The following is a 20,010-nucleotide window of genomic DNA, read 5'->3' as shown; positions in this document are numbered from 1 at the left end:
GGCAGCGGGGTGGGTGACTCCCGCCGCAGGGGCCGCTGTGTTCATCAGAATGACATCTAGGGGGAATACGCGGGTCGTACAATCAGCAAATTGGTATTAGGCAAATGAATATCCTTCATCACATCGGCGTATGCCTTGGTGTCAGGCCGGGCTGCTGGCTCCGGCCCCGCCTCAGGGCCGCCCGGTGCGCTTCTGCTCCCGCCGCAGGGCCTCGGCCCGGGCCGGGTCGGTCAGGGACAGAGCCCGGCTGCTGATGAAGCCGGGGCGGCCGTCCAGAGTCTGCACCCGGGCCCACTGACCGTCGCTGGCAACCTCGGTCACCATCACCGTTTCCCCGGCCCCCAGCAGCAGCAGGGTCTGGAATTCCTGCCCCGGCCCGGTGCGCAGGGCGGTGGCAGCGACCCGGATATCGTGATACTGCCCGGCCCGGACCCCGCCTGCCGACAGGGACACAATCGGCGGCGGAGCCGCCGGGGACGGGGCTGGCGTCGTGGCGGAAGGCACCGACTGCGGGCCGCCGGGCCGGGCCGGAACCGCGCCTGCCGGTGATCCCGCCGTCCCCGAAGGGGCCGGTGCCGCCGGGGCGGACACCGGAGCGACCGTCGCTGGCGGGGGATCGATGTCGTCGTCAGCCGCCTGACGGCCCGGCCAGAACAGCAGGGCCAGCACCACAATCAGCACATAGACCGGCAACAGTTGCAGCAGTTGCAGCAGGCTGGCCCCGCGCCAGCGGTCTTTCAGCGGCGGCAGGGTTTTCCCGGGGGCGGCGGCGCGGATCTGCGCCAGAAGCTGATCGGTCTGAAGGCGGCTGACCCCGTCCGGAGCGAACATCTGTGCCTGAAGGGCCACGGCATGGGCCATCATCGGGTCCCGCTGTGCCAGAAAGGCCTGCGCCTGTTGCATCAGCAGGGCGTGATTTTTCTGCCGGGGCAGCCGCCCGCCGCGCAGGGCGATGCCAAGGGCGCGGAGGGTCTTCAGCGGGCCACCCGGCGACCACCATCCGGTCAGCCAGCAGCGGGCCGCCACCTTCAGCGCGGTGCGGTCGGCGCAGGCGCGGCAGTACACCCCGTCTGTCCACTGTTCGCGGGTGTGGCGCAGGGTACCGGTGACGGTGACAAATTCGACAAAGCGCGGCTGGGCCGCCACCTTGCCGCAGCAGCAGCACGACAGCGGCGGCGCGGCGGCGCGCCCCGGCGGCGGGCGCTGCGCCGTCGGGCGTTGCTGGGTCCGGGCCTGCGTCTGGCGGTAGGCCCGGGTCGGGTCGTTGCCCTGCGGCTGCCGGGCCTGCGGGCCGCTGCGGCTGCCGGAGGAGGCGGTATGGCGGGAGGAGGGGCGTTCCTGACCCGTACCCTGTCCCGTACCCTGCTTTCCGGCAGCGCCGGTGCGGCGGCTGTCGTAGGCCGCCCGGCGGGCCGGGTCTGACAGCACCTCATAGGCAGCGGTCAGGCGGTGGAAGGCTTCCTTGGCCCCGGGGTCGGGGTTGCGGTCGGGGTGCAGGTCCTTGGCGCGGCGGCGGAAGGCGCTTTTAATCTCGGCGGGGCTGGCGGTGGGGGCCACTTTCAGCATGGCGTAAAAGCCGCGGGGATCGGCGGGATCAATATCAAACCGGCCGCCGCTCATACCGGGGTCTCCGGCAGGCGCGGCAGCGGGCGCAGGGCCGACCCGATGGCATCATCGGTGTACAGGCGGTTCATCAGGTCGGGGTTGGCCCAGCCGGGCTGGCGTTCCTCCAGCCGCACCCGGTGCCCGGCGGTCTCCGGCGGGCCGCTGTGGCGGGTGACGGTCACTTCCAGCCAGCGCGGCACCAGCTGGTTGGCACAGTCCGACAGCACGGCGGCGGCCAGCCGTTCCGGGATATCAGCGGCAAAGCCGTGTTCCGGCTGGTCCAGCAGGGTGGTATAGGCCTCCCACGCCCCGGCGGCCAGCACGTGACGGTCCGGCACAAAACGCACCTGTACGGCGGTGCCACCGGACAGGGTCCGCCACAGCACGGCAACGGCATCCAGCCCCGGGGCCGGGGTGGGCCGGGTCAGCAGAGGGGCGCGGCGGATCTCAGGGTCAGTCATGGTCTCGGAAACTGCCGGTGGGCGGCGCAGGATAATCCATGCTGCGGAGTATCATCTTTTTGGCCCGCCGCACACGGGAAAGTATGCCGGAGCGGTGCCAACCGGCTGAAAGCGGGGGGATCGGGCGGGGTCAGGCGGTAAATCCTCCGGCCCCCCCCGATCATCACCTGCCGGGGGGGCCTTCGGGGATGGGGTGGTTTCAGGCGGTAAATCCTCCGGCTCCCCCGGCGGCCCCCCCGGCGGCCCGCAGCGACGGTGGCAGAGCCTCCGCCGGGCCGGGGAAGGCGGCGGAGACCTGAAACGACAGGCTGCCGGTCAGGCCCATCGCTTCCGACGACTGGCTGAACAGGCCGAGGATGGTGCGGCGCACGTCCGGCTCCAGCGGGCGGCTGGTGCGGATCAGCAGCGACAGGCGGCGGTGGCCGGGTTGCCCGGCAGGCCCGCCCTTGTACAGACCATCAAACTGCATCGGCCCCATCTGCGACAGATCCAGCGCGAACAGGAACCGCACGCCGCCACCCTGACCGCTGCCGCCGCCGGATCCGTCCTCGTCAACGGCGGCACTGCCGGTGCGGCGGGTGACCAGCGTGATGCGGTCAACCTGACCGCCGAAGCTGAACGGCAGGTTCATCATCCGCCAGTCGCCGCCGCCGTCGCGGGCCGGGCGGGTGGTCTCACGGGTGGACTCTTCCAGATCTTTCAGCACGGCGCGGCCCCGGCCTTCCGGGCGATCCAGCGCCTTCACCGGCCGCTCGCCCAGCCAGCTTTTGGGGTCGACACTGCGGGCGGCGGTGGCCACCGCCATCATCGTGGTGACCATCCGGCCATCGGCGGCGGGGATGGCCCGGGTCAGGGCCTGCGCGGCCTCGGCATCGTTCTGCGCCAGAAGGTCCTGTGCCTCCGACAGGGCGGCGAAGGTCTGCATCCCGCCGCTGGCGGGCACGGTCGGCCCGGCGCTGGCGGCAGTGGGGGGCGTCACCGCCAGAACATCCAGATGCACCTGACTGTTGACCGGCAGGGGGGACCGCACATCGACCAGCAGCATCCCCTGCGGGGTCTGGATCACCGCCGTTCCGCCGCCGGGGGTGGCGGTGACGGTGCCATCCAGTGATGCCAGCGGCAGAGTGGCCGAAGCAGAGGGGGCGGTCAGGGCCTGTGATCCGCCGGGCAGCAGCACACTGGTCAGCCGGACCTGCGTCTGACTGCCCGGGGGCAGCAGGGGGCCTGCCGGGGCCGGGGCGGGAGAGTGGGGGCCTGCGGTCTCAGCGGCGGCTTCGGCCACCGCATGGGCGGCATGGCGCAGGGCGGCCAGCAGGCCGTGCGGGGTCAGGGCTCCGGCAAAGCCGCCCGCCGGGGGGGCGGCTCCCGCGCCCGGCACTGTGCCGGGGCTGGCCGGATTATCGGCGGGAACACCGGGGAGGGGGGCGGTGGCGGTCCCCGCTCCGGTCCCTGCCGGAGAGGCCGGACCCCCGGGCAGCGCACCTGCCGCCAGCGGCCCGGCGGTCAGGAAAGATGCCGGTCCGGGAATGACGGTGGCGGCCAGCGGCTTGCCAAGGCTGAGGGCGACCGCATCCCCCTGATCAGCGGCCTGTAACAGGCTGCCGGGGGCGCGGGGGCCGAAGACGGCGAGAGGATCCCCGGCGGCGGTGCCGAACAGGCCGCCGCCCGGCAGGAGCCCCCCGGGTTGAAGAGCGCCGGGCAGGGAGGGCATGGCACCGGGGATGCTCCCCGCCGGGGGCAGGGTGCCGGGCAACGGGACTGTGGCCGGGGATCCGGCTCCTCCGGCAACCGGCAGGCCGTTCACCGCCAGCAGACGGAAGGCGACGCCATCGCCGGGGGTGCCGATCAGCATCAGGCTCAGGCTGCTGTTGGCGGGCAGAACCGGCAGTCCGCCGCGCAGGGTCAGGCTGCCGTAGTCACTGCTGGCCTGCACCTGCCCGCGCACCAGATCGGCCAGCGTCGTGACCTCAATCCGGGTGCCGGGCGGCAGGGCCCGCAGGAGATCGGACACATCGGTGGCGACCACGGTGTTTGACGGGGCCACCGGGGTGGACGGGGCCACCGCAGACGGCACCGAGGGGATCGTGCTCATACCCGGCTCCCTTCTGCCAGTGGTCTTTGGCTGCCAGTGGTCCTTTGCGGCCAGTGGTCCTTTGCGGCTTGTGACCCGGTCAGGGCAGGGGGATCACTCCGCCAGCAGCTTGTCGGCAATCGTCTCCACATCCATCGCCGCTTCGGCGTTGGGGGAGCGGATCAGGATCGGGGTCTGATTGCGGATCGCTTCCCGCACCCGCATATCCCGGCGGACGATGCCGACCAGCGGCGGGCTGAACTTCAGGAAGCCTTCGCAGGCTTTGCGCAGGGTGGCGTAGGTGCGTTCCCCTTCGCGGGTGGAGTTGGCGGCGTTGACCACCACCCGGATATCCGCCCCCGGCCGTTCCAGCGCCGTCACCTTGATGAAGGCATAGGCATCGGTCAGCGAGGTCGGCTCGTCGGAGGTGACGACCAGAATGGTCCCGGCGGCGCGGGCCAGCTGGCGCACGCTCTTTTCCACCCCGGCGCCCAGATCAATGATCACCTTGTGGTAGGCGGTGGCCATCATCGACAGGTCTTCGGCCATCAGTTGCAGGCGCGACAGCGGGATGTTGGCCAGTGACCCGGAGCCGGACCGCCCGGCGATCACATCAAAGCCGCCGCGTTCGTAATGGCTGCATGCCTGCGTCAGCGTCACCTTGCCGGTGACGACACTGCCCAGATCCAGCTGCGGCATCAGGCCCAGCTGAATATCGACATTCGCCAGCCCGAGGTCGCCGTCGAACAGCAGGGTCTTACGACCCCGCAGCGCCAGCGCATGGGCCAGCGTGATCGAGAACCATGTCTTGCCGACCCCACCTTTGCCGGAGGCGACAGCCAGAACGTTACGGCCACGCGAGCGCACGCTGGACCCGGGCGCAAGCGACGGCGCCATCATCTGGGTTTGGTCATTGGGGAGCTGGGTGCTCATCCGCGTGCCTCGTTGGTATCTTTGTCGGTATCAAGGAAAGAGAAGAAATCCGGGCTCTTTTCCGGTTCCGGGTCAGGCATATTACTCATGTCTTCACCCGCTCCGCCATAGCCGGAAGAGATCGGCTGCGGCTGCCGTAACCGGGGCAACGGCGCTGCGGCCCGCGGGCGCTGCGGCCCGGCCGCCGGGGCCGGGGCTAGGGGCTCGGCGGTTGAACGCAGGCGCGGCATCCGGGGCGGATCGGCCTGTGGTGCGGGTTGCGGGGCCTGTGCCGGGGCGAATGCCGCACTGCGTTGACGCGGTGCAGCATAGGAATCCGCCGCCGCCGTCGGTTGCGGATAGGCTCCGCGCCCGCTGGCGGGCTGCCCCCGGCCCGCCGCAGGTGAATTGGTATATCCTGCCGGATCATACCCGTTCTGGCCATAGGGTTGTTGCCCGTACCCGGCCGAGTCGTAATCCGAAGGGCTATAGCCCGCTGCTGCCGGGGCCGCATAATAATCACCGGCATAGGGCTGCGGATCGTCGTGCAGGTCCGGGTCGGCGTAGGTGCGGTCCGCCGGGGGCAGAGGGGGGCCCCCGTAGGCGGTGTCATAGCCCTCTGCGGCATACCCGTCTCCGGTATACCCTTCTCCGGCATATTCGTCCTCGGCATAGCCGGTTTCGCCATACCCGGTCTCGGTGGCATAGGCCTGTGCCTGCTGCGCCGACGACGGGATCGGCGCGGCGGCGGAGCGGCGGGCCGACCAGTCATCGGGGGCGGCGGCCACCGACTCTTCGGTCGGCGGCACCAGCAGGCGGGCCATGGTCACCGGGGTGATCGAACACAGGCCGTTGGCCACATGCGGGTTGATCGACACGTCGCTGAACATGAACTGCCCGGCATCGGCGGCGGCCAGCACCGCGCCCAGACGGCGGGTCATATCCAGCCGGGTGGCCAGCAGGCGGGTGGCCCCGGCCTGTGCGAAGATTTCCGCCACCTCGGTGGCTTCCATCGGGTCGCCCCCGGCGGCCAGCACCAGCACCGCCTCGACGCTGACCGCATGGGTCAGGGTGTTGAGGTAGCCGATATCCTCGCTGCTGAACGGGTTCAGGCCGGGGGTGTCGATATAGACCAGATCGCTGGTGGTGGCGGCTTCGGCGGCCATCGCTTCCAGACTGGAGGCCCCGCGCGCCTTTTTCAGCTCCACGCCGAGGATGCTGGTGAAGGCCGACAGCTGTTCCATCGCCCCGGCCCGCACCGAATCAGCGGTGATGACGGTGACGCTGCGCCCGGCCAGCCGGGCCCGCGCCGCCAGTTTGGCGACGGTGATGGTCTTGCCCGATCCCGGCGGACCGACCAGCATCACCGGCATCGGCGACTTGCGCGACGGCAGCGGCGCGAAGGTGAACAGCTCGTCCATCGCCCCGGCGGTGGCCATGGTGGCGTCGGTGGTGTCGATGGAGCGGGCGGCGGCCAGCATCCGTTCGCACAGGCGCGGCGGCACCCCGTGGTAGACCAGACAGTCGCGGATGGTCTCGTTGACCGGCGACAGCGGCGACCCGTGCAGCACCTCGGCGATTTCCTGATCGCTGGTGTGTTCCTCCAGCGCGGCGGTGATGCGGACGCCCTGTCCGCCGCTGGCGCGCTGGGTGGAGACGATGATGGCATCATCCCCCAGCTCGGCGCGCACCATCGCCATCGCTTCCGACATGGTCACGGCGGAATAACTCTTCAGGCGCATCGGCGGTCTCCCGGTTCCGTCCCCCGCTCAGGGCGGGGGGTGCGCTTGCAGGGCACCGGCATCAGCCGGATCAGGGTCCACGGCCCGGGCATCAGATCTGTCCCAGCGTCTTGATGCGGGCCTTGGGGTGAATTTCGTTCTGGCTCATCACCACCGTCATCGGGCGGAACCGTTCGACGATGGAGCGCACATAGGGCCGCACCACCGGGCTGGTCAGCAGCACCGGGGTTTCCCCCTGCATGGCGAACCGCTCGAAGGTCTGGCGGGTGGAGTTGATGAATTCGTGCAGCTGGGTCGGTGGCATCGCCAGCTGTTTTTCCTCGCCCTGACCGATCAGGGAGTCCGAGAAGTTCTGTTCCCAGTCCGGCGACAGGGTGACCAGCGAGATCACGCCTTCCTCGTCGGCATTGGCATCGCAGATCTGGCGGGCAAGGCGCATGCGCACATGTTCGGTCATCAGCATGACGTTCCGGGTCATGCCCGATCCTTCGGAAATCCCTTCCAGAATGGTCGGCAGATCGCGGATGGAGACCCGTTCGGCCAGCAGGTTCTGAAGGATGCGCTGGACGGCGTTGACGCTGATCTGGGCCGGGATCATGTCGGCGATCAGCTTCTGGTGTTCCTTGTCCAGCTCGTCCATCAGCTTCTGGGTTTCGGCGAAGGACAGCAGTTCCGACATGTTGTCGCGGACCACTTCCGTCAGGTGGGTGGTGATGACGGTGGCGGGGTCCACCACCGTATAGCCACGGAACAGCGCTTCCTCGCGGTTGGATGCCTCGATCCACACGGCGGGCAGGCCGAAGGTCGGTTCGCGGGTCTTTTCGCCGGGCAGGGTGATGTCCTCGCCGCGCGGATCCATCACCAGCAGCATGTTGGGGCGCAGGTCGCCGCGCCCGGCCTCCACTTCCTTGACGTAGATGACATAGGCGTTGGCGGCCAGCTGCATGTTGTCCTGAATGCGGACGCTGGGCATGACGAAGCCCATTTCCGTCGCCAGCGCCCGGCGCAGCGATTTGATCTGGTCGGTCAGGCGCTGGTTGCCGCCGCCGGAGATCATCGACAGCAGGCCATAGCCCAGTTCCAGCCGCACCATATCCAGCCGCAGGGCGGTGGCGATCGGCTCTTCCGCCACCGGGGCCTTCTGCTGTTCGGCGACGGCGGCGGCCTCGGCGGCCTGCATCCGTTCCCGGGTCTGTTTGCGGTCGGTGTAATAGGCGGCGGCACCGGTCAGGCCTGCCAGCAGCAGGAACGGCAGCGCCGGGGTGCCGGGCAGCACCGCCAGCAGTCCGGCAACGGCGGAGGCCATGCCCAGCGCCTTCGGGTACTGGGTCAGCTGCCCGCCGAGGGCCTTTTCCGTGCTTTCCGACAGACCGGCCTTGGAGACCATCAGACCGGCGGCGACCGAGATGATCAGGGCCGGAATCTGGCTGATCAGGCCGTCGCCGACGGTCAGACGGGTGTAGACATCGGCAGCCTGAGAGAACGGCAGGCCGTTCTGCGCCATGCCGATGATCATGCCGCCGATGACGTTGATGGCGGTGATGATCAGCCCGGCGACGGCATCGCCGCGCACGAACTTTGATGCCCCGTCCATCGACCCGAAGAAGTCGACTTCCTTCTGGAGGTCAAGGCGGCGCTGGATCGCCTGCCGCTCGTCGATCACCCCGGCCGACAGGTCGGCGTCAATCGCCATCTGCTTCCCGGGCAGGGCGTCGAGGGTGAAGCGGGCGGTCACTTCGGCGATACGGGTTGACCCCTTGGTGATCACCATGAAGTTGACGAGGACCAGGATCAGGAAGACGATCACCCCGATCACGAAGTTGCCGCCCATGATGAACCCGCCGAACGCCTGAATGACGTGACCGGCGGCGGCGGTGCCTTCATGCCCGTATTGCAGGATCAGGCGGGTGGAGGCGAGGTTGAGCGCCAGACGGAACAGGGTGGTGACCAGCAGCAGAACCGGAAAGCTGTTCAGCTCCATCGCCTTCTGGATGAAGATCACGGTCATGAACACCAGCACCGAGATCGTCAGCGACAATGCCAGCATGATGTCGAGGAACCATGGCGGCATCGGGACGATCAGGATGACCAGCACCATCGCCATACCGATGGCCAGCGCCAGATCGCCGCGCTTCAGCACGCCCATCGCCATGCCGCGCAGGGCTCCGGCGTTCAGCGAAAAGCGCCCGCCACCCGCTGCCGGGGCGCCGCCTTCTCCTGTGGTGCCGGTATCGTCGGCCATTCGGTCCTCATCAACTGTCTGACCCCGGGAGCGGGGTGTTTAAGGGCAGGTCCCGCACAGGGGGCCGGAGCGGGTGGGGATCGGAAAGGTGCCGTCTTACAGGCGGGCGTCCGGGTCACTGCTGGGCGGCGGCGGCACGGTCATGCCCTGATCGGAATAGAGCTTCAGTTTGTTGCGCAGGGTGCGGATGGAAATGCCGAGGATGTTGGCGGCATGGGTCCGGTTGCCCAGCGTGTGGCGCAGGGTGTCGATGATCAGGTCCCGTTCGACATCGGCCACGGTCCGCCCGACCAGCGCCGAAGCCAGCCCGGCCCCGCCCGCTGCCATGGCCGGAGCCGCCGGGGCGGCGGCGGGGGCGGACGGGCTGCCGAACAGGCCATCATTATAGGGGTTGGCGAAGGCAGGGGTTGCCGTATGGCTCTCCGCCGCGCCGAACCCGCTGAGGGATCCGTCCTCGCTGGTCAGCAGGATGGCGTCGGCCTCAATCTCCGGCCCGCTGGCCAGCAGCACGGTGCGGTGCATGGTGTTTTCCAGCTCCCGCACGTTGCCGCGCCACGGGTGACGCAGCAGCAGCGACAGGGCCGCCCGCGACAGCGGCCGTTCCGGCACCCCGTTCAGATCGGCATACTTGCGGATGAAGTGGGTGGCCAGCGCCTCGATATCCGCCGGGCGCTCGCGCAGCGGCGGCAGGGTCAGGGTCACCACGTTCAGGCGGAAGAACAGATCCTCGCGGAAGGTGCCCTTGCGGACCTCGTCCTGAAGATTGCGGTTGGAGGTGGCAAGGATGCGGACGTTGACCTTCACCGGCTGGTTGCCGCCCAGCCGGATGATTTCCTTCTCCTGAATGGCGCGCAGCAGCTTGGCCTGAAGCCGCACATCCATTTCCGAGATTTCGTCCAGCAGCAGGGTGCCGCCGCTGGCTTCCTCAAACTTGCCGATGCGGCGGGCGACGGCCCCGGTGAAGGCGCCTTTCTCGTGGCCGAACAGTTCGGATTCCATCAGGTTTTCCGGGATGGCGGCGCAGTTGACCGCCACAAAGGTCTGCCCGGCCCGCCGCGATTTGCGGTGCAGGTAGCGGGCCATCACCTCTTTCCCGGTGCCGGATTCGCCGACGATCAGGATCCCGGCTTCCGACGGGGCGACCTGATCGGCCAGCCGCATCGACCGTTGCATCACCGGATCGCGGAAAATCAGGGAATTGTCCTGTGCCACCACCGCTTCCAGCACGGCGGCAATCAGGTCGGCATCCGGGGGCAGGGGCAGGTATTCCTTGGCCCCGGCGCGGATGGCGGCAACGGCGGCGCGGGTATCATTGGCGATGCCGCAGGCGACGACGGGCACGGCGAAGCGTTCCGCCTCCAGGCTGGAAACCAATCCGCTGATGTCCAGCCCGACATCGATCAGGATCAGATCCGCGCCTTTACCGCTGCGCAGCAGGTTAAGGGCCGCCGGAATATCGTCCGCCTGGCTGACCTTGGCCCCACGCCGGATCGCAATCTGGCTGGCCGCGCCGATCTGTCCGCCGAGAGAACCGATAATCAGTAACCGCATCCGCACCACTCCTGAACCCAAGGAACCGGTCATCCTGTCGCTGCGCCGCCGCTGCCGGAATCCGGCAGGCTGAGGCCGGAGTCGGGCGGATGCGCAGGCATACAGTCCTGATCCTAGCGTCCAATCCTGAAGAAAGTCTTAGAGACCGGCAAAAAATGCCGGGGGAGCGGAGGCTTACCGGCGGTTACTGGGTGATCGGGCCGGGGGCGGGGATGGGGCTGGCGGGCGGGGTCAGCGCATCCAGCCGGTTCAGGAAGCGGCGGGCGCGGTCGGAGGTGTGGCAGGTGATGACCAGATGGGCGGTCCGGGCCGGGGCCAGCCCGGGGACCGGCACGATCTCCCCGGTCTGCACCTCGGGGATCGCAGGCATGTTTCCGGGGTAAACCAGAATCGTATCGACCCGCCGCGCCTTCAGCAGGCTGACGGTCTGCACCACATCGTTGGTGCCGATCAGCTCGGCGTAGGGGATGCCGTTCAGGCTGGCGGGCCAGTCGGCCATGCCACGGTGCCGGGCCACCCGCACCGGGCCATCCGGCAGCGGGCTGTCGCGCAGGTGGTAATACAGGTACTCAATCCGCATCTGCTCGCGGCTGGACAGGGTATCCGGCCGGGGGCGGGAGGTGTCAAACCGCAGGTCGATCAGGCAGTCGTAGCGTCCGGCCTCAAACAGCGGAACGGCGCGGACCGGCAGTTCCTCCGTCATGGTGACAAGGGGCGACAGCCGGTTGAGGCGGTCGAGCAGGCCCTGTTCCTCCGGGGTGGCGGCTTCCGGTCCGCGCAGTCTGCTGCCATCAAAGAACACCAGCCGCAGGGGATCTTCTTCCCCGGCCATGGCGGGCAGGGACAGCAGCAGGACCGTTGCGACTGATACCGGAAGGACTGAGGTGAACGCCATAACGCCGTGCCCCATCACAGGGATCCCGTAGCGGGATCACCCGCACAGTCTGGACCGCTGCGGCCAGAAAGCAAGCGGCAGGCGGTGGGCTGTGACAGCCGGGCAATAGGGCGGGCAATAGGGCGGGGGGAGGGAACGGTAAAGCGGATTATTGCAGTCCTTCCACCCGCTGGTCAGCGGGCAGCAGGCTGTTGACCTGCATTTCCAGACGGCGCGGGCTGTCCTTGCGGCAGATCGACAGCACCCCAAGCAGATGGATGTGCTGGATCAGCTGGTCTTCGGCGCTGTTGCGTTCCATCTTCGAGGCCAGCGGCGAAAACACCATGTTGGACAGGATGGCGCCGTAGAAGGTGGTCAGCAGCGCCACCGCCATGCCGGGGCCGATGGCGGAGGGGTTGGACAGCTGGCTGAGCATCTGCACCAGACCGATCAGGGTGCCGATCAGGCCCATCGCCGGGCTGATTTCCGCCGCCCGGCGCAGCACGGTGGCCGATTTATCAATGCGGCTCTGCTGGGCGGCGATATCCCGCCGCAGCAGGACTTCCACCTCGGTGTCCGGGGTGCCCTCGATCACCAGCTTCAGGCCGTTCTGGAGCACCGGCTGGTCCTTCAGGGCCCCGACGATGTTGCCCTGAAGGGTCAGGATGCCGTGGCGGCGGGCAAAATCGGCCAGCCGCAGCACATCCCGTGCCGCATCGGGGCCGGAGCGGGTGCGCTGGCGCACGGTCTGGCCCAGATCCTGCGCCGCCCGCAGCATATCCCCCCACGAGAAGCTGGCGGTGGTGATCAGCACCGTACCGCAGATGACGATCAGCACACTGGGGAAGTCGAAGAACGCCAGCACTGATCCGCCCAGCACGATCGCCAGAGCCATCAGCAGGAAGGCCCCGGCGATGCCGAACAGGGTGGCACCGTCGATCAGGCCCCAGCGCCGGCCAATCCGCAGAATGGGGGGGCTGCTGGGGCGGGTCTCTTCGGCCATGCCGGGCTCCTGATGGGACAGAGGAAAAACAGGGGAAAAACGGGGAGGAAAACGCGGAAACCGGCCCGGAAAGGGGCCGGTTGTAACCGGGTCAGTTACGGTCGGTCTTGATGATTTCCGTCATGGTGATCCCCAGACGGTCTTCCACCACCACCACTTCGCCACGGGCGACCAGACGGTTGTTGACGTAGATGTCGATCGCTTCCCCGACCTTGCGGTCCAGTTCCACCACCGCACCCCGGCCCAGCTTCAGCAGCTGGTTGACCTGCATCGACGACTTGCCGAGCACCGCCTGCACCTTGACCGGAATATCATAGACCGCTTCCAGATCCGCCGCCGAGCGCGGCTTATCGGGAACGGCCTCCCCCATCAGGGTGTTAGCCATTTCATCTTCGGCCGAGGGGGCAGCGGCACGGGATGCGGCTTCCCATTCATCCAGTTCAAGGTCCTGATCGGCCATTGTGGCATCTCCTGTAGGGTCTGTCCCGGGGGCGTCCGTGGAATATACGGGGCCGCCGGGGCGGTTTTCAGTCTGTTATGGCACGGAAGCCCGGCGGGCGTCACCGGGGTTGTCTCCGTGAACGTCTGTGTGAACGTCTGTCTGAACGTTTCTGGGGAAGCTCCGGCGGAGTCCGCCTGCGCGGGCCGGGGAAACGGCAGTGCGGTCATGGCGGTCCTCATTCAGCGGGGATGATCGGGGGCGGCTGATACCAGCGGCCGGTATCCATGGCGGGCCAGACGTCTTCGTCCATCGGCACCACCGGGGGGGTGGGGGCCGGTTCGGGGACCGGGTCCGGGGCGGCGTCAGCGTCCGGCTCCGGCAGGTCCAGCGCCTCGCCCCGGGTAAAGCGGGGGATGTTGCGCTCCACCAGCTCCTCCACCTGATCCCACAGGCGGGTGGTGTTGCGTTCGGCCCCGCCGTCAGCCCATTCCAGCCGGGCATCGGACAGCACCATCGAGGGGTCCTCGACGGTGACGATCCGGCCTTCAAAACCGGCGCGCTGGGCCACCTGCGTGATCTGGTCGCGCAGCAGCGGCACCATCTGCGGATGAACCCGCAGCATCAGGCGCGGATGGGCGTGCAGTTCCGGCATCAGGGCGGCGACCAGCGCGGTAATTTCCGCCGCCGCGTAATGGCTGCCGGTATGGGGCAGCAGCTTGCGGCAGACTGCCAGCGCCACCTGTGCCGCCAGTTCTGCGATCTCGCCGGTGGCGCGTTCCAGCCCCGGCTTCAGCCCGGCAATGCCTTCGGCGCAGCGGGTCAGGGCACTGACCATCGCCTGTTCCAGCGCGGCGGAGGCCTCTTCCAGCGCGGCGGTATGACCGGCGACATAGGCTTCCTCGCGCGCCAGCTCCATTTCCTCTTCGGTATAGAGCGGCGGCGGCGGTTCCGGCTCGGCATCATAGACGCCGTCGGCGGCCAGATAGTCGGCCTCGTCGGCCTCGGTGCCGACAAAGTGGCCGGTCGGCCCCGCATACAGCAGGTCCGAGGCCACGGTCTGCCCGGGATCCTCCGGCTCGTCGAAGCGGAGGTCAAAGGTAAACTTGCGGACGGTCGGAGCCGACATGAAGGGGATGGATCCTTCTCAGATAACAGGGACGGGGCAGGGAGACGGGGGCAGGGGGACAACGGCGGCGGATCAGTAGACCAGCTCGTCGTCGTCCTTGCCTTCGGAGATGACAATCTGGCCGGAGTTGGCGAGTTCCTTCGCCAGAACGACGATGACGTTCTGGGCTTCGTCCACTTCGCGCAGGCGCACCGGGCCAAGGGCTTCCATGTCTTCGCGCAGCATCTTCCCGGCGCGTTCGGACATGTTCTTGAAGAAGATTTCCTTGAGGCCGTCGGACGCGCCCTTGAGGGCCAGACCCAGCTTGTCCTTTTCCACATGGCGCAGCAGGGTCTGCACGCCTTGCGTATCGAGGCGGGTAAGGTCCTCGAAGGTGAACATGAGCTGTTTGATCTTTTCCGCGCTTTCGCGGTTGCGCTCTTCCAGCGCCCCCATGAAGCGGGCCTCGGTGTTGCGGTCGAGGTTGTTGAAGATGTCGGCCATCATCTCGTGGGCATCGCGGCGGGCGGTGCGGGCGAGGTTGGACATGAACTCGGTGCGCAGGGTCTTTTCCACGCCGTCCAGCACTTCCTTCTGCACCGCTTCCATGTGCAGCATGCGCATGATGACTTCCATGGCGAAGCCTTCCGGCAGCAGGCCCAGCACCCGGGCACCGTGGTCGGCCTTGATCTTTGACAGCACCACCGCCACGGTCTGCGGGTATTCGTTCTTCAGGTAATTCGCCAGCACCTGCTCGTTCACGTTGCCGAGCTTGTCCCACATGGTGCGGCCGGCCGGACCACGGATTTCTTCCATGATCGCATCGACGCGGTCCTTGCCGAGGGACTTCAGCAGCAGGCGTTCGGTGGTGTCGTAGGACCCGACCAGCGACCCGGTGTTGGAAATGGCATCGGCGAATTCGACGAACAGACGCTCGACGATATTGGACGACACCGTGCCAAGGTTGGCCATGATCTGGGAGATTTCCTTGATCTCCTCGTCGTCCATCATCGAGAAGATCTTCGCCGCGTGCTCTTCGCCCAGCGACAGCAGCAGGATGGCTGCCTTCTGGGGGCCGGTGAGGCTGCGGTAGTCTTCCTTTACGCGACCCAAGGCGCGAACTCCCTAAACTGTGGCCTCGGCTGCCGGGGCAGGGGGGCCGGAGATGACGGACGGAACCTGTGGGGCAGATCATGCCGGGCGGGGGACAGCGGCCCCGGCCCGGCGGTCAGCCTCAGGCCTCCTGATACAGCCAGTTGCGGACGATGGACAGGGCTTCTTCCGGATGCTTCTCGACGATTTCGCCGATCTTGCGCAGGCTGGAGGCCTTGACGCGGCCTTCGACCTTGTCGATGTCGATCAGCTCGTCGGAAATGTCTTCCTCTTCCGGGATCGGTGCCGGGCCGGTCAGCTGCGGGGTGCCGGGCAGGCCCTCGGCGGTCAGCAGCTGGTTGTCGGCCGACGCGGCGGCCCCTTCGAAGGCACGGGAAATCAGCGGGCGCACCACCAGCAGGATCACGAGAATGGCGACGATCGCCACCCCCAGCCCTTCGGCCATGCGCATGACTTCCTCCTTGGTGAACCCAAGGAACATCCACGGTTTTTCGCCTTCCAGATCAATCACCTGGAACTGCATGTTGACCATTTCAATCTGGTCACCGCGGTTGGCGTCAAAGCCGATGGCGGAGCGCACCAGCGCCGACAGCTTGTCCATTTCCTGCTCGGAGCGCGGCTGGTACTGCTTCTGCTCCCCGGTGCCGGTGTACAGGCCGTCAATCAGCACCGCCACCGACAGACGGCGCACGTTGGGGCCTTCCTTCACCTGATTGACCACTTTCTTCGAGATTTCGAAGTTGGTGGTTTCCTCGGTGCGGTTTTCGCGGCTGCTGGCCGCCGGGCCGCCGTTGTTGGTCTGGGCGTTGGGCAGGTTGTTGGCGACGCTGACGGTGCCGGGGTCGTTTTCGGTCGACTGGGTGTTTTCGTTACGGGTGACGGTGGAGCGGGCGACCTGCTGATCGGGGTCGAACACTTCCTGATTGGTCACCACCTTGTCGAAGTCCATATCGGCGCGCACTTCCGCCCGCACCTTGCCGGGGCCGAGCACGCTTTCCAGCAGCTGTTCCACCGACCGGGCCAGACGGTTCTCGGCCTTCAGGCGCATCTGCTCCTGATTGCTGATCATCGCCATGGCATCGGTATCATCGGGGGAGGACAGCAGGGCCCCGTGTTCGTCGATCACCGCCACATGGCCGGGCTTCATCTTCGGCACCGAGCTGGCGATCAGGCGCTGGATCGCCATCACCTGTTCACGCTCCAGACGGCCCCGGGCCATCTTGACGTAGACGGAGGCGGTCGGATCCTGCGTTTCGCGGGTGAACATCTCGCGCTTGGGCATCACCAGATGCACGCGGGCGGCCTTGACGCGGTCAATCGCCATGATGGTGCGCGACAGCTCGCCTTCCAGCGCCCGCACCATATTGATGTTCTGCATGAAATTGGTGGCACCGAGGCTGTCCATCTTATCGAACACCTCGTAGCCCACCGAGCCGCCGATCGGCAGGGCCTTTTCCGCCATCTGCACGCGCAGCTTCAGCACCTGATCGCCGGGGACCAGCACTTCGGTGCCATTGGCGCGCAGCTCGTAGGGGATCTTGCGGGCATCCAGATCGGCGATGATCGCCTTGGAATCCTGCGGGGCGAGGTCGCCGAACAGCAGCTCCATCGGCTGGGAGCTGAAGCGGGTGGCGAAATAGATCAGGAAGCCGAGCATCCCGATGGCAACACCGGCAAGGGCGGCCAGACGGGCAGGGCCGAGATTGCGCATCTGTGCAAGGAATGAGTCCACTGCTTCCGTTCCTGTTCGTTTACGCCGCCCGAAAGGGCTGGTCGGCGTCCCGTCACAACACTGGTTTGATCAGACCCTATGCCTGCACGGTGAAAAAGGAGTTAACGGTAGGCAAAACCTGCCGGGACAGACCGGAAAAATCCGCCGGAAACAACCGGCTGGACCGGCCCGGACCGGGCGTGGGCGCTGGATTTTCAGGGTGTTCCCGCCCGGACCGTGAATCAGCGAAAAAGCATACTGCGGTGCGGGGGAGGCCGGTAAAAATGCCCCGGGACTCGGCAGACTCTGACGGCATTTCTTTCCGTTCTGCCCCGCCCGGTCAGAAAGACTCCAGTGTGCGGTCTCCCCGCAGGGCAGGACCGGTTAACGGTTTTCAGCCGGCGTTTCGATCGACTGGCCGAATTTCAGCAGGTTTCCGGCGTTATCAAGAAAATAGAACTCCCGCATGCCCCAGTCCCGGTCAGCCACCGGGGAAAACCCGGGTTCGCCGCTGGCGGTCATCGCCCGGTGCCAGGCATCGACATCCTCGCAGCGGATATAGGAGGCAACACAGGGCGGCTGCGGCACGGCGCTGACCATGGAGAGGTGGAGTTCCACCGGCCCCAGCCGCAGGATGCCGTAGTTGCTGTCTTCATAAACCGGGGCAAACCCAAGCCGCCGGTACTGGCTGAGGGTCTCGGCAAAGGTGGCGGTGATCAGGATCGGCAGGGCAACGGCCACCGACGGGGCCGGGGGAACGGTGTGAAACATGGGGAGATCTCCGGAGAGAGGGAGGGGGGAATAAGGAATGGGGCCGCACCGGAAAGACCGGTGCAGCCCCACGCCGATGGGCAGGAGAAGGAAGATCAGAAGCGGACGGTGCCGCCGACCTTAACGGTGCGGCCCTGCTCCAGAGAGTCAGTCTGGAGGCGGTCGCGGTATTCGGTGTCGAACAGGTTATCGACCGAAGCCCGCAGGGTCAGGCGGTCATCCAGCTGCGGCGGGGTGTAGCTGACATACAGCCCATGCAGCAGGTAGCCGCTGGCCTGTGCGCCGTCGGCGGAATCATGCACATCCTGAAGGCCCAGACGGCCATCCATCTTCCAGCCGCCGTCAATGCCGTTGCTGCGGTCGCGGGCCCCGAGGGTCAGGCTGGCGCGTTCGCCAAGGCCGGAGGTCAGCTTCTTCCCGGTCTGGGTGTTCTTGCCCCGGGCACTGGTCAGGGTCAGCCCGGCATAGGCGAATCCGGCATCATAGACCAGTTCGGATTCAACCCCGTGCAGGGTGACTTCGGCTTCGTTGCGGTAGCCGTAGGTGGAGGCGGAGAAATTGGGCGCGCCACCGGCCCCGAACACCATGTTGAAGTATTCGCTGATGTAGTCGTCCACCTCGGAGCGGTAGACTGAGGTTTTCCACTGGAGGCGGTCGTTGGCGAGGGCGATGTTGTCAAACTTGACGTTGGTGCCGATTTCCATGTTCTCGGCGGTTTCCGGGCGCAGCCCCGGATTGGGGACGAAGCGGAACGGCGCCGGGGCCGGGTGGGTGCCGTTGATCAGGGTTTCGGTGATCGACGGGGCGCGGAAGGCCTGTGCCCACGAGCCGTAAACCTGCACCCCCGGCGTCACCACGTAACCCAGCGTCAGCTTCGGCGACACGGCGGTGTCTTCCACCGTCTGGGAGCCGCTTTCCATCTCGTAGGTGTCAAACCGCACCGCGCCGATCAGGCTCAGGCGTTCATTCAGGGCGATTTCATCCTGAATATAGGCCCCGGCGATGGTGCGTTCGCCGCCGGGGGTGAATTCCAGCGCCCCGGTGCCACGGGTGGCGGTGACCTCATCATGGAAGGCATCGCCGCCGATGGTCAGGGCGTGGCCGACGCTGCCGGTCTCAAACCGCGAGGTGTTGAACAGGTCGATGCCGGGGGTGGTGACCTGCACGTGGGTCTTGCGGCCGTTGGAGGTGCTGCCGGTCCGGGTTTCGTTCTGGTCGGTGTCGGTATAGGTCAGGTTGGTGGTCAGGTCGATCAGCCGGGTGCTTTCCGGCGTGAAGCGGTGCCGCAGGGTGAAGGTGTCGGTGTCGGTTTCCAGTTTGTCGGCGGTGGCACCGCTGCCGGCGGTGTAGTCGAAGCTGCTGCGCATGGCCGACACCCGCAGCTGGTGGGCGTCGTTCGGGGTCAGGGTCATCTTGGCCAGACCGCTTTCGCTTTCCCAGCCGGAGGCGTTGACCTTCACGCCGTCGCCGCCCTTGAAGTTGCCACGGTCACTGGCGGAGACGGAGGCGACGACATCCACCCAGTCGGCCACCGCATAGCCGCTGACCGAGCCACGCCGTTCGGCGGCGTTGTCGCCGTAAACGGCGGTGACCTGTCCGCCGAAGGTCTGGCCCTTGCGCAGCAGGTCCTTGGCATCCTTGGTCTGGAAATTGACGACGCCGCCGATGGCCCCGGAGCCGTAGACGACGGCGGACGGGCCGCGCACCACGTCCACCTGCCCGATCAGGTCGGGGTCGATGAACACCACGGTGTTCTGGCCGTGGCTGCTGCGCTGGAAGTTCTGGCGGGCCCCGTCAACCATCACGTTGACGCGGCCAAAATCCTGAAGACCACGGATGTTGATCTTGGTGCCCGGCTGCCCGGCGGTCTGATAGGCGGTGACGCCGGGAATGCCGCTGAGCATGTCGGAGACGCTGGAGGGCATGAACCGCTCCAGTTCCTCGTTGGTGCGGACGGAGACCGGGGCGGCGGTGTCGATCGCGGCCTTTTCCGTACGGTCGGCGGTGGCGGTCACCGCGCCCATCGAATAGGTCGGGACCGCCGGGGCGGCTGCGGTGGTGCTTTGGGCTGTGGTGCTTTGGGCAAGGGCCGGGGATGCGGCCAGCAGCGGTGAAACCAGCGCCATGGCAGTGGAGGCACGCAGGAGGCGGGAGAAGGGGGTCATGTCAGTTCGATCTCTTGACCAGACAAAGGGGGCGGGGGCTGCCTGACACCGCCGCGCAGGGGCACGGCAGACAGCAGGCGGCGGACCCGGCCAAAGGGAGGGCCGGGCGGTGATTGGTCTGGGAAGGGGTTGGGGCGGGCCGGGTCTCTCGTCCGGTCCGTGGCCTGAGACAGGGAATACCGGCCCCGGATCACGAATGCAAGTCATTTTCATTTGCATAACAGGAATGGCCTGATTACTAT

Annotated in this window: 15 protein-coding genes; all 15 read right to left on the bottom strand. The window is 67.2% G+C overall.

The features are described from left to right. Positions 1-171: 171 nt before the first annotated feature. Complete coding sequence (locus FHS48_RS20570; RefSeq protein WP_184259836.1) at positions 172-1,620, bottom strand: DnaJ domain-containing protein; 1,449 nt, start codon at positions 1,618-1,620, stop codon at positions 172-174. Further along, positions 1,617-2,066 (bottom strand): hypothetical protein, encoded by a 450-nt coding sequence (locus FHS48_RS00240; protein ID WP_184259833.1) that lies wholly within the window; start codon positions 2,064-2,066, stop codon positions 1,617-1,619. The genes FHS48_RS20570 and FHS48_RS00240 overlap by 4 nt, the downstream gene beginning before the upstream one ends. A gap of 199 nt (positions 2,067-2,265) precedes the next feature. Beyond that, positions 2,266-4,158: a hypothetical protein gene (locus FHS48_RS00235; RefSeq protein ID WP_184259830.1), complete on the bottom strand. Its 1,893-nt coding sequence runs from the start codon at positions 4,156-4,158 to the stop codon at positions 2,266-2,268. A gap of 93 nt (positions 4,159-4,251) precedes the next feature. Beyond that, positions 4,252-5,070 (bottom strand): MinD/ParA family protein, encoded by an 819-nt coding sequence (locus FHS48_RS00230; RefSeq protein ID WP_184259827.1) that lies wholly within the window; start codon positions 5,068-5,070, stop codon positions 4,252-4,254. Beyond that, positions 5,067-6,791 (bottom strand): flagellar biosynthesis protein FlhF, encoded by a 1,725-nt coding sequence (locus FHS48_RS00225; protein WP_184259824.1) that lies wholly within the window; start codon positions 6,789-6,791, stop codon positions 5,067-5,069. The genes FHS48_RS00230 and FHS48_RS00225 overlap by 4 nt, the downstream gene beginning before the upstream one ends. A gap of 91 nt (positions 6,792-6,882) precedes the next feature. Then, on the bottom strand, positions 6,883-9,033 hold the full coding sequence (gene flhA / locus FHS48_RS00220; protein ID WP_184259822.1) for a flagellar biosynthesis protein FlhA: 2,151 nt from the start codon (positions 9,031-9,033) through the stop codon (positions 6,883-6,885). 96 nt (positions 9,034-9,129) lie between these two features. Next, a complete protein-coding gene (gene flbD / locus FHS48_RS00215) occupies positions 9,130-10,584 on the bottom strand; it encodes a sigma-54-dependent transcriptional regulator FlbD (RefSeq protein ID WP_184259819.1) in 1,455 nt (484 codons plus the stop codon). 184 nt (positions 10,585-10,768) lie between these two features. After that, complete coding sequence (locus FHS48_RS00210; RefSeq protein ID WP_184259816.1) at positions 10,769-11,494, bottom strand: hypothetical protein; 726 nt, start codon at positions 11,492-11,494, stop codon at positions 10,769-10,771. Positions 11,495-11,627: 133 nt separating this feature from the next. After that, on the bottom strand, positions 11,628-12,461 hold the full coding sequence (locus FHS48_RS00205; protein ID WP_184259813.1) for a motility protein A: 834 nt from the start codon (positions 12,459-12,461) through the stop codon (positions 11,628-11,630). Positions 12,462-12,552: 91 nt separating this feature from the next. Further along, on the bottom strand, positions 12,553-12,846 hold the full coding sequence (gene fliN, locus FHS48_RS00200; protein ID WP_416046495.1) for a flagellar motor switch protein FliN: 294 nt from the start codon (positions 12,844-12,846) through the stop codon (positions 12,553-12,555). 292 nt (positions 12,847-13,138) lie between these two features. Continuing rightward, on the bottom strand, positions 13,139-14,029 hold the full coding sequence (locus FHS48_RS00195) for a FliH/SctL family protein (RefSeq protein ID WP_184259807.1): 891 nt from the start codon (positions 14,027-14,029) through the stop codon (positions 13,139-13,141). 72 nt (positions 14,030-14,101) lie between these two features. After that, entirely contained in the window at positions 14,102-15,121 is a 1,020-nt protein-coding gene (gene fliG, locus FHS48_RS00190) for a flagellar motor switch protein FliG (RefSeq protein WP_184259804.1), read from the bottom strand. A gap of 121 nt (positions 15,122-15,242) precedes the next feature. Further along, positions 15,243-16,832, bottom strand: a complete 1,590-nt coding sequence (gene fliF / locus FHS48_RS00185; protein ID WP_221443320.1) for a flagellar basal-body MS-ring/collar protein FliF — start codon at positions 16,830-16,832, stop codon at positions 15,243-15,245. Positions 16,833-17,216: 384 nt separating this feature from the next. Next, a complete protein-coding gene (locus FHS48_RS00180) occupies positions 17,217-17,603 on the bottom strand; it encodes a bleomycin resistance protein (RefSeq protein ID WP_184259797.1) in 387 nt (128 codons plus the stop codon). Between the two features lie 95 nt (positions 17,604-17,698). Continuing rightward, entirely contained in the window at positions 17,699-19,768 is a 2,070-nt protein-coding gene (locus tag FHS48_RS00175; protein WP_184259794.1) for a TonB-dependent hemoglobin/transferrin/lactoferrin family receptor, read from the bottom strand. Between the last annotated feature and the right edge of the window lie 242 nt (positions 19,769-20,010).

The sequence above is a fragment of the Novispirillum itersonii genome (assembly GCF_014205675.1).
In the GTDB taxonomy this organism is placed as follows: domain Bacteria; phylum Pseudomonadota; class Alphaproteobacteria; order Rhodospirillales; family Rhodospirillaceae; genus Novispirillum; species Novispirillum itersonii_A.
Note: the sequence above shows the minus strand (reverse complement) of the source record. Positions and strands in the feature narration are given on the sequence as shown.

Excerpts from the sequence above, each read along its gene's own strand:
- FHS48_RS20570 (WP_184259836.1), bottom strand. The coding sequence starts at position 1,620 with ATGAGCGGCGGCCGGTTTGATATTGATCCCGCCGATCCCCGCGGCTTT.
- FHS48_RS00240 (WP_184259833.1), bottom strand. The coding sequence starts at position 2,066 with ATGACTGACCCTGAGATCCGCCGCGCCCCTCTGCTGACCCGGCCCACC.
- FHS48_RS00235 (WP_184259830.1), bottom strand. The coding sequence starts at position 4,158 with ATGAGCACGATCCCCTCGGTGCCGTCTGCGGTGGCCCCGTCCACCCCG.
- FHS48_RS00230 (WP_184259827.1), bottom strand. The coding sequence starts at position 5,070 with ATGAGCACCCAGCTCCCCAATGACCAAACCCAGATGATGGCGCCGTCG.
- FHS48_RS00225 (WP_184259824.1), bottom strand. The coding sequence starts at position 6,791 with ATGCGCCTGAAGAGTTATTCCGCCGTGACCATGTCGGAAGCGATGGCG.
- flhA (WP_184259822.1), bottom strand. The coding sequence starts at position 9,033 with ATGGCCGACGATACCGGCACCACAGGAGAAGGCGGCGCCCCGGCAGCG.
- flbD (WP_184259819.1), bottom strand. The coding sequence starts at position 10,584 with ATGCGGTTACTGATTATCGGTTCTCTCGGCGGACAGATCGGCGCGGCC.
- FHS48_RS00210 (WP_184259816.1), bottom strand. The coding sequence starts at position 11,494 with ATGGGGCACGGCGTTATGGCGTTCACCTCAGTCCTTCCGGTATCAGTC.
- FHS48_RS00205 (WP_184259813.1), bottom strand. The coding sequence starts at position 12,461 with ATGGCCGAAGAGACCCGCCCCAGCAGCCCCCCCATTCTGCGGATTGGC.
- fliN (WP_416046495.1), bottom strand. The coding sequence starts at position 12,846 with ATGGCTAACACCCTGATGGGGGAGGCCGTTCCCGATAAGCCGCGCTCG.
- FHS48_RS00195 (WP_184259807.1), bottom strand. The coding sequence starts at position 14,029 with ATGTCGGCTCCGACCGTCCGCAAGTTTACCTTTGACCTCCGCTTCGAC.
- fliF (WP_221443320.1), bottom strand. The coding sequence starts at position 16,832 with ATGCGCAATCTCGGCCCTGCCCGTCTGGCCGCCCTTGCCGGTGTTGCC.
- FHS48_RS00180 (WP_184259797.1), bottom strand. The coding sequence starts at position 17,603 with ATGTTTCACACCGTTCCCCCGGCCCCGTCGGTGGCCGTTGCCCTGCCG.
- FHS48_RS00175 (WP_184259794.1), bottom strand. The coding sequence starts at position 19,768 with ATGACCCCCTTCTCCCGCCTCCTGCGTGCCTCCACTGCCATGGCGCTG.